Here is a 14026-nt window from a genome sequence, read left to right on the forward strand (position 1 = left end):
GGGGCCAGCACGAGGATGTGTGGAAACGGACATGAGGGACGCATGAGCGAGCGGCGGTACGCCATCATCGGCGCCGGGCCGTCGGGACTGTCGGCGGCGCGCGCGCTGCAGAAGGCGGGCATCGAGTTCGACGGGTTCGAGGCCTCGCGGGGCGTCGGCGGCCTCTGGGACATCGAGAATCCGCGCTCGACGATGTACGAGTCGGCCCACCTCATCTCGTCGCGCACGACGACCGAGTTCGCCGAGTTCCCGATGCGGTCCGCCGCCGACTATCCGAGCCATCGCGAGCTCATCGCGTACTTCCGCGAGTTCGCCGATCGCTTCGGCCTGACCGAGCGGTTCCGCTTCGACACGACCGTCACCTCGCTCGAGCGCGACGGCGAGGGATGGATGCTGCGCGCCGAGGGCCCCGCCGAGGCCGGTGCGATCGCACAACGGTACGACGGTGTGATCCTGGCCAACGGCACGCTCGCCGAGCCGAACGTGCCGGCCTTCCGCGGCGAGTTCACGGGCGAGCTGCTGCACACGAGCGCCTACAAGTCCGCTTCACAGCTGGCGGGCAGGCGCGTGCTCATCATCGGGGCGGGCAACTCCGGCTGCGACATCGCCGTCGATGCCGTCCACCACGCCGAGTCGGTCGAGATGAGCGTGCGGCGCGGGTACTACTTCGTGCCGCGGTACCTGTTCGGCAGGCCCTCCGACACGCTCAACCAGGGCCGCCCCCTTCCTGCGCCCGTCAAGCAGTTCGTCGACAAGCGCGTGCTGCGCGCGTTCACCGGCGACCCGGTGCGGTTCGGCTTCCCGAAGCCCGACTACAAGCTGTACGAGTCGCACCCGATCGTGAACACCATGGTGCTGAACCACCTCGGCCAGGGCGATTTGCGCATCCGCCCCGACATCGACCGGTTCGACGGCCGCACCGTGCGCTTCCGCGACGGCTCGTCCGGCGAGTATGACCTGGTGCTCCTCGCGACCGGCTACACGCTGGACTACCCGTTCGTGGCGCGCGACGACCTCAACTGGACGGGCTGGTCGCCGCGCCTGTATCTCAACGTCTTCCCTCCGTCGTTCAACGGGCTGTTCGTCTCGGGCATGATCGAGGCGTCGGGCATCGGCTGGCAGGGCCGTTACGAGCAGGCCGAGCTCGTCGCCGCCTACCTCGCGGCGCTCGAGCGGCACCCCGGCCGCGCCGCCGCCTTCCGCGCCAAGGTGGCGGACGAGCCGTGGCCCGATCTCACCGGCGGGTACAGGTACCTCGGCCTCGAGCGCATGTCGTACTACGTCAACAAGGACGCCTATCGCCGGGCGGTCCGCGCGGCGACCGAGAGTCTGCGGACGGATGCCTCGGCGCGGACGCCGCGCCGAGGCATCCGTTCTCTCGTGCCGACGCCGGCGCGGCGTCGCACCAGAAAGGCCTCCGCGTGAATCCCGACGACGTCGTGCTGAACTTCACCCCGGGCACGCTGGTGATCCTCAACGTCGTGCTCGGACTCATCATGTTCGGCATCGCGCTCGACACCACCGTCGAGGACTTCAAGGTGGTCGCGCGCAAGCCGAAGCCGTTCGTCATCGCGATCCTCGCGCAGCTGGTCGTGCTCCCCGCCGTGACGTTCGGGCTCACCTTGATCCTGCCGGTCACGCCGTCCATGGCCCTGGGCATGATCCTCGTGGCGTGCTGCCCACCGGGCAACATCTCGCAGGTGCTCACGCACCGCTCTGGCGGCAACGTCGCGCTGTCGGTGTCGATGACGGCGGTCTCGAACCTGATCTACATCGTGGTGCTGCCGCTGTCCGTCGCGTTCTGGGGCTCCCTGCACCCGACCGCGCGGACGCTGCTGGAGGCTGTGAGGCTCGACGCCTGGGCGATGCTGCTCGACATCCTCCTCATCATCGGCCTGCCGTTCGTCCTCGGCCTGTTCATCCGGCACCGCTTCGCAGCGTTCGCCGCGAAGGTGCAGCCGTACGTCAAGTGGTTCTCGCTGCTCGCCCTCGTCGGGTTCATCGTCGCGGCGCTCGCCGGCAACTGGGAGTACTTCGTCGCGTTCCTCGGCGTCATCGTGCTCGTAGTGACCGTCCACGACGCCGTCGCGCTCACGATCGGGTACGGCACGGCGGTCGTCGGAGGCCTCGGCACGCGCGAGCGCAAGGCGATGACCTTCGAGGTGGGCATCCGCAACGCCGGCCTCGGGCTCGGGCTCGTCTTCACGTTCTTCGGCGGGCTCGGGGGCATGGCGATCGTGGCCGGCTGGTGGGGCATCTGGGACATCATCGCGGGGCTCATCGTCGCCGCGCTGTGGGCCCGCCACACGCGCCGGCGCACCGGGTCGATCAAGGGCGACGCCTCGCGGCACGCGGCACGGCCGGCGGGCGACGCGGTCTCGGGCGCCCCGGAGCCGAGCCCGTGACCCGCGTCCTCGTGACGGGCGGCGCAGGCTTCCTCGGCTCGCACGTCACCGCGGCGCTCGTCGCCCACCCCGACGTCCGTCTCGTGGTCTCCGGTGACGTGCGCCCGCCGGAGCATCCCCTCGAGGGGGTCGTGTACGACGAGTGCGACGTCACCCGCCCTTCGGGACTCGTGCCCCTCCTCCAGCGCCACGAGATCGACGTCGTCGTGCACCTCGCGGCGATCGTGAACCCCGGCCGCGACCACGAGCTCGAGTACCGCGTCGACGTCGACGGCTCGCACCACGTGCTCGAGGCGTGCGTGGCGGCGGGCGTGCGTCGCATCGTGGTGTCGTCGTCCGGCGCCGCCTACGGCTACCATGCCGACAGCCCGGAGTGGCTGCGCGAGTCCGACCCGCTGCGCGGGAACGAGGAGTTCCCGTACGCCAAGCACAAGCGCCTCGTCGAAGAGCTGCTCGCCGAGTACCGGACCGAGCACCCCGGGCTCGAGCAGGTGGTCTTCCGCATCGGCACGATCCTCGGCCCGACCGTGCGCAACCAGATCACCGCGCTGTGGGACGGCCCGGCGATCCTCGGCGTCCGCGGCTCGGACTCCCCGTTCGTGTTCGTGTGGGTCGACGATGTCGCCGCGGCGATGGTCCGCGCGGCGACCGACGGCCCAGCCGGCGTCTACAACGTCGCCGGCGACGGCCGCGTGACCGTCCGCGAGATCGCCCGGCGCCTCGGCAAGCCGGTCATCGCCGTGCCCGCGGGCCTGCTCGCCCTCGGCCTGCGGGTGGGACGGATGCTGCGCCTCACCGTCCACGGACCGGAACAGGTCGGCTTCCTCCGCCATCGACCGGTGCTCGCGAACGACGCACTCAAGCGAGACTTCGGCTACACGCCGGCGAAGACTTCGCTGGAGGCGTTCGAGGCCTACCTCGCAACGCATCCGGGGATCGCGCGGCGCTGACGCCGGGCCCCGGCCGACCTGGAAGACTGGTGCGCGGAGAAGGGGGCGACACGTGATGACCAGCCAGCCCTCCGACACGACCGGACGCGCCGAGACCTGGCTGTGGATCGTGGTGTCGGCGATCGCCGTCGCGATGGTCGCGGTGCAGACCCCCATCGCCACGGCGCTGTACGGTGTGCCGATCGCCCCGGCGTTCACGCTGGCCGTGCTGCATGCCGGCGCACTCCCCCTGGCCCTGCGCTGGCCGGTCGCCGCCGCCGTGCTCTCGGTGGCTGCCTCGTTCGGCCTGCAATGGCTGACCGCGCCGATTCCGAGTGCCCCGTGGCCGTGGATGGTGCCGGCCGAGATCACGCAGTTCATCGTCGTGCTGCTGCTGGCCCTGCGGACCGTGTGGCAGGTCGCGACCGCCACGCTCCTCGCCGCCGTCGCAGGTTCGACGATCGTCGCCTTCGCGCACGGCGCCGGCCTGGCGGATGCGGCGGCGGTCGACAACATCGTCTTCGTGTCGATCGGCGCCGGCGTGCTCGGCATCGGCATCACTCTGCGTCAATGGCGCCGGATCCGCGCCCAGCTCGTGCGGGAGCAGCGGATCAGCGCCGACGAGCTCTCTCGGCGCGTCGTGGCGGAGGAGCGCACGCGCCTCGCTCGGGACCTCCACGACGTCATCGCCCACAGCATGTCGGTGATCAGCGTGCAGGCCGCGAGCGCTCCCGCCCGCCTCGGCGGCGTGGATGCCCGCACCGCCGAGGAGTTCGACGACATCGCGGCACAGGCGCGGACGGCGCTGCGCGAGATGCGGGTGCTGCTGGGCGCGTTGCGCGACGACGAAGCGGCGCCCGTCGAGCCGCAGCGCGGCATCGCCGACATCGCGGTGCTCGTGCGCCAGACCGCGCAGGCGGGGGCCGACGTCCGCCTGGACTGGCAGGGTCCTCGCTCGCCGCGGCTCTCGGCCGTGGCCGACCTCGCCGCCTACCGCGTGGTGCAGGAAGCCGTGAGCAACGCGCTCCGCCATGCCCCCGGCGCGCCGATCACGGTCGGCGTGGACGTCGGCGAACGTGGCCTCGGCATCCGCGTCAGGAATGCGCCGGGGTCGTCGCCCGCGACCGAAGTGCCCGGCGGCGGGCACGGGCTCGTCGCGATGGGCGAGCGCGTCCGCAGCGCGGGCGGCGTGGTGCACGCGCACCCCACCCCCGACGGCGGCTTCGAGGTCGCCGTGGAGTTCGAGTTCACCGGCGAAGAGGAGCCCCCCGCATGATCCGCGTCGTGATCGCCGACGACCAGGCGATGGTGCGCGCCGGATTCTCGGCGCTCCTGAACGCGCAGCCCGACATCGAGGTGGTGGGACTGGCCGCGGACGGCGAGGAGTGCCTGCGCGTGGTCGCCGAGCTCCTGCCGGACGTCGTGCTGATGGACGTGCGGATGCCGGTGCTCGACGGCATCTCGGCCACCCGTGAGCTGTCCGCGTCAGCGCCCGCGACGCGGATCCTGATGCTCACCACCTTCGATGTGGACGACTACGTCTTCGACGCGCTGTCGGCCGGAGCCGCCGGGTTCCTGCTGAAGGATGCCTCACCCGAGGAGCTCGCGCGCGCCGTGCGCGTCGTGGCGGAGGGCGAGTCCCTCCTCGCCCCGAGCGCCACGCGAGCGCTCATCGAGCGGTTCGCGGCGACCCGTGGACCCCGGCGCACCGATCGCGTCGTGCTGGGCGAGCTGACCGAGCGGGAGCGCGAGATCCTCGTGGGGGTCGCTCAGGGCGAATCGAACACCGAGATCGCCGCACGCCTGTTCATCGCCGAGCAGACCGTGAAGACGCACGTCTCGCGGATCCTGTCGAAGCTCGGCGCCCGCGATCGCGCGCAGCTCGTGATCGCGGCCTACGAGGCCGGGCTCGTCACACCGGGAGCCGGGTAGCACGGCGCAGCGCGGGACGCCCGCGGCTCAAGCGGAGCGACACGACGAGGCATGCCACCGCGATCGCCGCCGTGAGCGGCGTGAACCCGCCGACCAGCACCGCGACGACTCCGGCCATCCCGAGCACCACCGCGAGAGCGGTGCGGCGGCCGCTGACGGGCACCGGGGCCGAAGCGGCCTTCGCCGCGGCGCGAGCTGCGCCTGCCCCGGTCGACGCGGACGCGCCGGGTGCCGGCATCCGTCGCCGTTCGAAACGGTCGGTGAGGAGCACCAGGAGCGCCGTCGCGACGCCGACGCCGATGAGCCATGCCGGTCGTGTGAGCCACCAGCCGAGGCTCAGCGGATCGGCGAAGGGAACGCCCACCCCAACCAGGATCGCCGCGAACAGCACGAGCGCGGGCATGTGCCACAGGTAGATCGTCATGGACCGCGAGCCGACGGCATCGACGGCCGCCGCCACGCGCGGCCGAGCGGCCACGCGCCGCAGGCGGGGCGCCGCAAGCGCGAACGCGAACAGCTGCGCGGCACCGAGCACCACGAGGCACACGGTGGGAGGGTTCAAGTTCTCGTACATGTCGGGCGAGTACGCACCTGACGCGAAAAGCCCGGCGAGCGTCACGAGCGAGGCCACGAGGCCGGCGACGAGGCGTCCGCGAGGCAGCGCGCCGACGCGCCCATCCGCCCACCAGAATCCGAGCTGCTGCACCGCGAGCCACACGAACGCGAGGTTGAGATAGCCGAGCGCCTCGATGCCGGTGCTGAGCCGCATCGCGTCGACCGCGACCACCCCGAGCACCATCGCACTCAGGGTCGCCCACGGCGCCCGCTCATGCGCCCAGGTGAGCAGGGGCACGAGGGCGGTCGCACCGACGTACACGCCGAGGAACCACATCGGCTGCGCCATGCGGAAGCCGAGCTCCGCCACGAGATCGGGCGACACGCCGGCGACGAGCGCGATGGCGAGGCCTGCGCCGATGACGCCGAAGGCGGCGATCGCGGGGACCGCGAGCCGCTGCAGCCGTCCGGTCACGAACGTCACCGGGGAGTCCCCGCGCGAGCGCATGCGGCGCCACTGCGTGATGCCTGCGAACCCGCCGACGATGAAGAACAGCGGCATCATCTGCACGATCCACGACATCGGCGCGAACCACGCCTGCCCGATCACGACGTTCGTGACGCCGATCTCGCCGCCGGTGACCGTGATGCCGGCCATGAACGCGTGCAGCGCGACCACGACGACGAGGCACGCGGCGCGCACGAGGTCCATCGCCGCGTCCCGCGGTGCGGGCGCGGAGCGGACGGGGTCCAGGCGAGGACGGTCCAGAAGCGTCACAACGGCTCCTTCGTTTCGGTGGTCCCCCCACCGTACGAATCCGCCTCCGTCGTGCGCGTCCCCCTCCAGAGCCGACCTCGCACCCCCTACCCCGGTATGGGGTCAGGTGCGTGCCGCAGCCCGGCCGCAGTTCCGTGCGATCACGGCTCCCCAGCACGGATTCTCAGAAGTTGTGTCCCGCGAGGCGCCGAACAGGGAGACGACGGATGCCGCAGGCCAGGGCATCCGTCGTGTCGAGGCGTCGCGGCTAGCTGCCGAAGCCGTCCGAGATCAGGTCGATGAGCTCCTCGCGCTCCTCGATCGCGAGGAAGGCGCCCGCGGCGGCGTTGAGCTGGAACACCTCCAGGTCGTCGAGGCCGTAGTCGAAGGTCTCGACGAGGAGGGCCAGCTCGCGCGTGAGCGACGTGCGGCTCATGGTGCGGTTGTCGACGTTCACGGTCACCGAGAAGCCCAGCTGGTACAGCAGATCGAACGGGTGGTCCTCCATCGTCGTGCCCCACCGCTCGATCGCGCCGGTCTGCAGGTTCGACGACGGCGAGAGCTCGAGCGGGATCTCACGGTCGCGCACCCAGCGCGCGAGATCGCCGAACTGCACGAGCACCTCTTCGCCGGCGCGCGAGACGACCTCGAGGTCCTCCGCGATGCGCACCCCGTGCCCGAGCCGCAGCGCGCGCCCGTCGATGAGCGCCGAGCGGATCGAGTCGAGACCGGCCGCTTCGCCGGCGTGCACAGTCGCGGGGAAGAACTCCGAGGCGAGGTAGTCGAACGCCTCACGGTGGTTCGAGGGCGGGAAGCCGTCCTCGGGTCCGGCGATGTCGAAGCCCGCCGCGCCGCGCCCGCGCCAGTCGACCGCGAGCTTCGCGATCTCGAGCGATCGGTCGGTGTGACGCATCGCGGTGATGAGCTGGCCGACGCGGATGTCGTGGCCGCGGCGCTCGGCCGCGTCCTCGCCCTCCTCGATGCCCTCCTGCACCGCGGCGACGGCCTCGTCGAGCGACAGGCCGCGCGCCAGGTGCTGCTCGGGCGCCCACCGCACCTCGCCGTAGATCACACCGTCCGCGGCGAGGTCCTCGACGAACTCGCGCGCGACGCGCGTGAGCCCCTCGCGGGTCTGCATGACGGCCGTCGTCAAGTCGAACGTCTTCAGGTACTCGACGAGCGAGCCGGAGTCGCTCTTCTCTGCGAACCAGTCCGCGAGCGCGTCGGCGTCGGTCTCGGGCACTTCGAGGTCGATCGCGTCGGCGAGCTCGATGATCGTCGCCGGGCGCACGCCACCGTCGAGATGGTCGTGCAGCGACACCTTCGGCAGGCCGCGGATCGACACGCCGTCGAGGATCGCGTCACCGTGCTGGTCGATGGGCATGGGTTCTCCTGAGCGTTGCGGGTCGTGGATCCGAGATGAGGGCGGACGAATGCCTCAGCCTAGGCGCTGATGCGTTCGAGGACGAGCGGGACGGCGGCCGGGGCTTCAGCCCCGATCGACCACGAACCCTCCAGGGCTTCGAGCGCGCGGTCGAACCTCGACGCATCCTCGCCGAGCAGGGTGAACAGCGGCTGACCGGGCGAGACCGCGTCACCGGGCTTGACGTGCAGGTCGATGCCGGCGGCGTGCAGCACGGGGTCCTGCGCTCGGGCGCGCCCCGCCCCCAGACGCCATGCCGCGATGCCGAACGGCAGCGCTTCCAGGCGGGTGACGTACCCGGCCTCGGTTGCGGTCACGGTGTGGGTCTCGCGTGGCGCCGGGAGTGCGGCATCCGGATCCCCGTCCTGCGCGCGGATCATGGCGCGCCATGCGTCCATCGCGCGGCCGTCCTTCAGCGCCGCCTCGACGTCGGCGTCGGGCCGACCCGCGAGCGCGAGCATCTCGCGCGCGAGCGCGACGGTCAGCTCGACCACGTCGGCTGGGCCGCCGCCGGCGAGCACCTCGACCGACTCGCGGACCTCGTTGGCGTTGCCGATCGCGAGGCCGAGCGGCGTGTTCATGTCGGTCAGGAGCGCCGTCGTCGAGACGCCCGAGTCGGTGCCGAGCTCCACCATGGTGCGGGCGAGCTCGCGCGCGCGGTCGACGTCGCGCATGAACGCGCCCGATCCGAACTTCACGTCGAGGACGAGCGAGTCGGTGCCTTCGGCGATCTTCTTCGACATGATGCTCGAGGCGATGAGCGGGATCGCCTCGACCGTGCCGGTGACGTCGCGCAGCGCGTAGAGCTTCTTGTCGGCCGGGGCGAGACCCGAGCCCGCCGCGCAGATGACGGCGCCGACGTCGCGCAGCTGCGCGAACATCTCGTCATTCGACAGTGCGGCCCGCCAGCCCGGGATCGACTCCAGCTTGTCGAGCGTGCCACCGGTGTGGCCCAGACCACGACCCGACAGCTGAGGCACCGCGACTCCGAATGAGGCCACGAGCGGCGCGAGGGGAAGCGTGATCTTGTCGCCGACGCCCCCGGTGGAGTGCTTGTCGACGGTCGGCTTGCCGAGGCCCGCGAAGCCCATGCGCTCACCGGACGCGATCATCGCATCCGTCATGACGCGGATCTCGTCGCGCGTCATGCCGTTCAGGAGCACCGCCATCGCGAACGCCGCCATCTGCGAGTCGGCCACGTAGCCGCGCGTGTACGCGTCGACCATCCAGCGGAGCGCGTCCTCGGGGACCGCTCCCCCGTCGCGCTTCGCGCGGATCACGTCGACGGCGTCGAACGGCTCCACCGCGGCATCCGTGTTGTGCTCGGTCATCGCGCCGCCTCCTCGAGATCGCGGGGGCCGAAGGCGTCGGGCAGAACCTCGTCGATCGTGCGGATGCCGGACACCGTCTCGAGCAGCATGCCGGGGATAGCGAATTCGTAGAGCAACTGCCGGCAGCGCCCGCACGGCATGATCGTGTCGCCGTGGCCGTTGACGCACACGAAGGCGACGAGACCGCCGCCGCCCGACATCTGCAGCTCGCTGACGAGTCCGCACTCGGCGCACAGCCCGACGCCGTACGAGGCGTTCTCGACGTTGCAGCCCGTGACGATCCGCCCGTCGGTCACCAGCGCCGCGGCGCCCACCTTGTAACGCGAGTACGGCGCGTACGCGCGCTGCATGGCCTCCGTCGCGGCCGCTCGCAGCTCATCCCAGTCGATATCGGTCACGAACGCACTCCATTCGCGTCAGTCAGGGTCCGAGCCCGCTGACGCGTGCTGGGACTGCAGGGTTCGGGAGATGCCGATCCGGATGACTCGGTAGGGCACCTGTCGGTCGTCACAGGCGTGTCGGGCACGGCGTCATCCCTTGATATACGGCTTGCCGGCTGCTGCCGGCCCGCGGATCTGGCCGGCGAAGCCGGCCACGGCGATGATCGTCACCAGGTACGGCAGCATCAGCATGAACTCGCTGGGGATCGGCGTACCCAGCACGGTGAGCAGGTTCTGCAGGTTCGTGGCGAAGCCGAACAGCAGCGCCGCGAGCGTCGCGCGGATCGGATCCCAGCGCCCGAAGATGACGGCGGCGAGGGCGATGAAGCCCAGGCCCGCGGTCATCTCCTTCGTGAACTGGCCGACCGAGACGAGCGTGAAGTACGCACCGCCGATTCCAGCGATCGCGCCGGCGAGCGAGACGTTCCAGAACCGGCTCGTGTTGACCTTGATGCCGACGGTGTCGGCCGCCTGCGGGTGCTCGCCGACCGCGCGCAGGCGCAGGCCCCAGCGGGTGCGGTACAGGCCCCAGGCGACGAGTGCGACGGTCGCGTACATGAGGTAGACGATGAACGTCTGGTTGAACAGCACCGGGCCGATGATCGGGATGTCGCCGAGGAGCGGGATCTCCCAGCGCGTGAAGCGGACCGGGCGGTTCAGCTCGGTCTCGTTCGGCACCAGCAGCGCGCCGTAGAGGAACCCGGTCAGGCCCGTCACGAGCACGTTGAGCACGACACCGACGATCACCTGGTCGACGAGGTACTTGATCGAGAACGCCGCCAGGACGAACGCGACCAGCACGCCGCCGATCATCGCTCCCACGAGACCGACGAACGGGTTGTGGGTGATGCTCGCGAGCAGCGCCGCGCTGAACGCGCCGAACAGGAACTGGCCCTCGATCGCGACGTTCACGACGCCGACCCGCTCGCCGATCACGCCGCCGAGGGCACCGAAGATGAGCGGCACCGACAGCGACAGCGCGCCGAAGAGGAGTCCGGTCACGGGCACCAGTCCACCCGCCGACGCCCACACGAGGAACGCGAAGACCCCGAGGACGCCGAACACGATCGACAGCCAGACTCCGGTGCGGCGGTACGCATAGGCGTCGAAGAACGCCCACGCCGTGAGCAGCACCATCAGCGCGAGGACGATCCAGCAGGTGGCCGCCGTCCGCACGCCGACGTTCGGCAGCGCGATCGACGCGGCGGGGTCGCCGAGGCGGAACGTGCTGACGCCGTCTCGCGGCACCAGGAGGAACAAGAGCCCAAGGAGGACGGTCGCGATGGCGAGCGTGATCGGCAGTTTCCAGTGACGGACCTTCACCGTCGCGAGCTGGATCACGTCGGCGGGCGCCGGAGCGAGCGCGGTCATGCGGCCACCGCCTTCTTCGCGGCCTTGGCTCTCGCCTTCGCGGCCTTCTCGGCATCCGTCTTCGGGAGGAAGAAGATGGTGCGGATGAGGGGCGGCGCCGCGATGAAGAGAACGATGAGCGACTGCACCACGAGGACGATGTCGACCGGGATGTCCTGCGACGCCTGCATCGTGAACGAGCCCGCCTTGAGCGCGCCGAACAGGATGCCCGCCGCGAACACGCCCCATGCGCGGCTGCGGCCGAGCAGCGCGACCGTGATGGCGTCGAACCCGATGCCCGCGTCGATCAGTCCGTCGAAGCCGCTCGTGACGGACCCCTGGATCTGGTTCATGCCCGCGAGGCCTGCGAGGCCGCCGGCGAACAGCATCGCGTAGATGTACATGCGCTGCACCGAGATGCCCGCGGCGCGCGCGGCGTGCGGGTTCTCTCCGACCGCCCGCAGGCGGAAGCCGAGGCTCGAGCGCTCGACCAGCCACCACACGAAGACCGTCGCCGCGATGACGATGATGAATCCCCAGTCCAGCAGCGGGAACCGCGGGCCCAGCAGCTCGGGGAACTGCGCGTTCGCCGGCGTGGGCGCCGAGATCGGCTGGTCCTCGGCGGGACGCTGCAGGATTCCCGGGGTGCGCACCATCCACGTCACGAGGTAGAACGCGACGTAGTTCAGCATGATCGTAAGGATCACCTCGTGCGCACCGGTGCGGGCCTTCAGGAGTCCGACGATGCCGCCCCAGATCGCACCGCCCGCGATGCCTGCCGCGAGGGTGAGCGGAATCTGCAGGAACATCGGAAGGTTCAGGTTGAACGTGAGCAGCGCCGCGACCGCGCAGGCGATCAGGATCTGACCGCGACCGCCGATGTTGAACAGGCCCACCCGGAACGCCAGTGCGACGCCGAGGCCGGCCGCGATGAGCGGCGCGGCGAACCCGAGCGTGTTGGTCAGGGGGCGGATCTGCGTCATGAAGTCGTTCGCGCGCGGGTTGAAGACCGCGCCGCGGAACATGGCCTCGTAGCCGCCGTACACGGCGCTCCAGATCGCCGCGAAGGTGTCACCGGGCCGGGCGAAGAAGTACCCCGCGGCCTCCTGCACGTCCTCGTTCGTGATCGCCATGAGGATGCCGCCGACGACCATCGCGACGACGATCGCGAGGATGGTGGTCACCCAGTTGCTGCGCAGCAGCTCTCTGATGAAGACGTTCTGCCGCGGCGGCGGCAGAACCTCGCCGGAGGGTCCCTCCGCGGACGGCGTGAGCACCGGCGCGGTGGCGTCGGGCGAGCCCGTGAGGGGCCCGGAGACCTGGGGCAGCTGCTCGGGCGGAAGGCCCTTGAGCGGCTCGCCGCCTCCGATGGGGGTCTGACCGCTCACGCGACGGCCTCCTCTGGCTTCTCGCCGGCCATCATGAGGCCGAGCACGTCACGGGGGGTGTCTCCGGGCACGATGCCCACGATCGCACCGCGGTACATGACGGCGATGCGGTCGGCGAGCGCGGCGACCTCGTCGAGCTCGGTCGAGACGACGACGACGGGGATGCCCGCGTCCCGGGTCTCGACGATGCGCTTGTGGATGAACTCGATCGATCCGACGTCGACGCCGCGCGTGGGCTGCGCCGCGACGAGGAGCTTGAGCTCGCGACTCATCTCGCGCGCGATGACGACCTTCTGCTGGTTTCCGCCCGACAGGGTGCCTGCGGGGATGCCTGGGCCCTGCGTGCGGATGTCGTACTCCGCGATGCGCTCCTTCGCGAAATCCTCGAGGACACCGCGACGGATCGTGCCGGCGGAGATGAATGCCGCGTCGGCGGACCGGTCGAGGATGAGGTTCTCGGCGACGGTGAATCCGCCGACCAGGCCATCCTCGGTGCGGTCCTCGGGCACGAAGCCGACGCCCTCGTCGAGGATGCCGCGGACGCTCTTGCCGACGAGCTCGACGCCGTCGAGCCGGATGGAGCCGCGGACGCCCGTCGCGAGCCCCACGATCGCCTCGACGAGCTCGGTCTGCCCGTTCCCCTGCACCCCGGCGACCGCGACGATCTCGCCGGGACGGACGTCGAGGCTGACGTCGTCGACCACCACGGCGCCCGTCGGCGTCACGACCTTCAGGTCGCGGATCTCGAGTCCGCCCTCCCGCACGCGGGGCTCGTCCTTGTGGACGGTGAGCTCGACGGCGCGGCCGACCATGAGCGACGCGAGCTCGGCGTTGGACGCGGTCGGCGATGCCTCGCCGACGACCTTGCCGAGACGGATGACGGTGATGCGGTCGGCGACTTCGCGCACCTCGCGCAGCTTGTGGGTGATGAAGACGATCGAGGTGCCCTCGTCGCGCAGCTGGCGCATGATCGCCATGAGCTCGTCGGTCTCCTGCGGGGTGAGAACCGCGGTGGGCTCGTCGAACACGAGGACCTTTGCGTCGCGCGAGAGGGCCTTGATGATCTCGACGCGCTGCTGCACGCCGACGGGGAGATCGCCGACGATCGCGTCGGGGTCGACCTCGAAGCCGAAGCGCTGCGCGACGTCGCGGACGTGCTGGCGCGCCTTCGGCAGATCGAGCGCGCCGAGCGCCTTGGTGTCCTCGTGGCCGAGCATGACGTTCTCGGCGACGGTGAAGACGGGGATGAGCATGAAGTGCTGGTGCACCATGCCGATGCCGGCGGCCATGGCGTCGCCCGGGCCGCGGAAGTGCTGGACGACGTCGTCCAGGAGGATCTCGCCCTCGTCGGCCTGGTACAGGCCGTAGAGCACGTTCATGAGCGTGGACTTGCCGGCGCCGTTCTCCCCCAGGAGAGCGTGGATCTCACCCGGCTCGACCACGAGATCGATGTGGTCGTTCGCGACGAGGGACCCGAACCGCTTCGTGATTCCACGGAGCTCGAGCTTCATATGTG

12 protein-coding genes are annotated in these 14026 nt (G+C 70.7%); 5 read left to right on the forward strand and 7 right to left on the reverse strand.

The window, feature by feature from the left end; genetic code table 11:
* Positions 1-42: 42 nt before the first annotated feature.
* From AC3ANN_RS12175 to AC3ANN_RS12195, 5 genes are read left to right on the forward strand one after another with little or no spacing between them, the layout of a single operon-like run.
* The gene (locus AC3ANN_RS12175; protein ID WP_488337659.1) at positions 43-1425 is read left to right on the forward strand and encodes a flavin-containing monooxygenase; all 1383 of its coding nucleotides are present in this window, start codon (positions 43-45) and stop codon (positions 1423-1425) included.
* Positions 1422-2405 (forward strand): bile acid:sodium symporter family protein, encoded by a 984-nt coding sequence (locus AC3ANN_RS12180; RefSeq protein ID WP_488337660.1) that lies wholly within the window; start codon positions 1422-1424, stop codon positions 2403-2405. The genes AC3ANN_RS12175 and AC3ANN_RS12180 overlap by 4 nt, the downstream gene beginning before the upstream one ends.
* Positions 2402-3355: an SDR family oxidoreductase gene (locus AC3ANN_RS12185; RefSeq protein ID WP_488337661.1), complete on the forward strand. Its 954-nt coding sequence runs from the start codon at positions 2402-2404 to the stop codon at positions 3353-3355. The genes AC3ANN_RS12180 and AC3ANN_RS12185 overlap by 4 nt, the downstream gene beginning before the upstream one ends.
* Positions 3356-3410: 55 nt before the next feature.
* The gene (locus AC3ANN_RS12190; RefSeq protein ID WP_488337662.1) at positions 3411-4610 is read left to right on the forward strand and encodes a sensor histidine kinase; all 1200 of its coding nucleotides are present in this window, start codon (positions 3411-3413) and stop codon (positions 4608-4610) included.
* Complete coding sequence (locus tag AC3ANN_RS12195) at positions 4607-5266, forward strand: response regulator (RefSeq protein WP_488337663.1); 660 nt, start codon at positions 4607-4609, stop codon at positions 5264-5266. Before AC3ANN_RS12190 ends, AC3ANN_RS12195 begins: the two co-directional genes overlap by 4 nt.
* Here AC3ANN_RS12195 and AC3ANN_RS12200 read toward each other — a convergent pair.
* From AC3ANN_RS12200 to AC3ANN_RS12230, 7 genes are all read right to left on the reverse strand, one after another.
* Complete coding sequence (locus tag AC3ANN_RS12200; protein ID WP_488337664.1) at positions 5247-6599, reverse strand: acyltransferase family protein; 1353 nt, start codon at positions 6597-6599, stop codon at positions 5247-5249. The two genes, AC3ANN_RS12195 and AC3ANN_RS12200, sit on opposite strands and share 20 nt — an antisense overlap.
* Before the next feature lie 247 nt (positions 6600-6846).
* A complete protein-coding gene (locus AC3ANN_RS12205; protein ID WP_488337665.1) occupies positions 6847-7962 on the reverse strand; it encodes an adenosine deaminase in 1116 nt (371 codons plus the stop codon).
* Between the two features lie 59 nt (positions 7963-8021).
* Positions 8022-9332 (reverse strand): thymidine phosphorylase, encoded by a 1311-nt coding sequence (locus AC3ANN_RS12210; RefSeq protein ID WP_488337666.1) that lies wholly within the window; start codon positions 9330-9332, stop codon positions 8022-8024.
* Entirely contained in the window at positions 9329-9730 is a 402-nt protein-coding gene (locus tag AC3ANN_RS12215; protein WP_488337667.1) for a cytidine deaminase, read from the reverse strand. Before AC3ANN_RS12215 ends, AC3ANN_RS12210 begins: the two co-directional genes overlap by 4 nt.
* A 132-nt stretch (positions 9731-9862) precedes the next feature.
* Positions 9863-11143, reverse strand: a complete 1281-nt coding sequence (locus tag AC3ANN_RS12220; protein WP_488337668.1) for an ABC transporter permease — start codon at positions 11141-11143, stop codon at positions 9863-9865.
* Entirely contained in the window at positions 11140-12510 is a 1371-nt protein-coding gene (locus tag AC3ANN_RS12225) for an ABC transporter permease (RefSeq protein WP_488337669.1), read from the reverse strand. The genes AC3ANN_RS12220 and AC3ANN_RS12225 overlap by 4 nt, the downstream gene beginning before the upstream one ends.
* Entirely contained in the window at positions 12507-14021 is a 1515-nt protein-coding gene (locus tag AC3ANN_RS12230) for an ABC transporter ATP-binding protein (RefSeq protein WP_488337670.1), read from the reverse strand. Before AC3ANN_RS12230 ends, AC3ANN_RS12225 begins: the two co-directional genes overlap by 4 nt.
* Between the last annotated feature and the right edge of the window lie 5 nt (positions 14022-14026).

Source organism: Microbacterium sp. STRO-2N (genome assembly GCF_057747775.1).

Excerpts from the sequence above, each read along its gene's own strand:
- AC3ANN_RS12195 (WP_488337663.1), top strand. The coding sequence starts at position 4,607 with ATGATCCGCGTCGTGATCGCCGACGACCAGGCGATGGTGCGCGCCGGA.
- AC3ANN_RS12205 (WP_488337665.1), bottom strand. The coding sequence starts at position 7,962 with ATGCCCATCGACCAGCACGGTGACGCGATCCTCGACGGCGTGTCGATC.
- AC3ANN_RS12190 (WP_488337662.1), top strand. The coding sequence starts at position 3,411 with ATGACCAGCCAGCCCTCCGACACGACCGGACGCGCCGAGACCTGGCTG.
- AC3ANN_RS12220 (WP_488337668.1), bottom strand. The coding sequence starts at position 11,143 with ATGACCGCGCTCGCTCCGGCGCCCGCCGACGTGATCCAGCTCGCGACG.
- AC3ANN_RS12210 (WP_488337666.1), bottom strand. The coding sequence starts at position 9,332 with ATGACCGAGCACAACACGGATGCCGCGGTGGAGCCGTTCGACGCCGTC.
- AC3ANN_RS12175 (WP_488337659.1), top strand. The coding sequence starts at position 43 with ATGAGCGAGCGGCGGTACGCCATCATCGGCGCCGGGCCGTCGGGACTG.
- AC3ANN_RS12230 (WP_488337670.1), bottom strand. The coding sequence starts at position 14,021 with ATGAAGCTCGAGCTCCGTGGAATCACGAAGCGGTTCGGGTCCCTCGTC.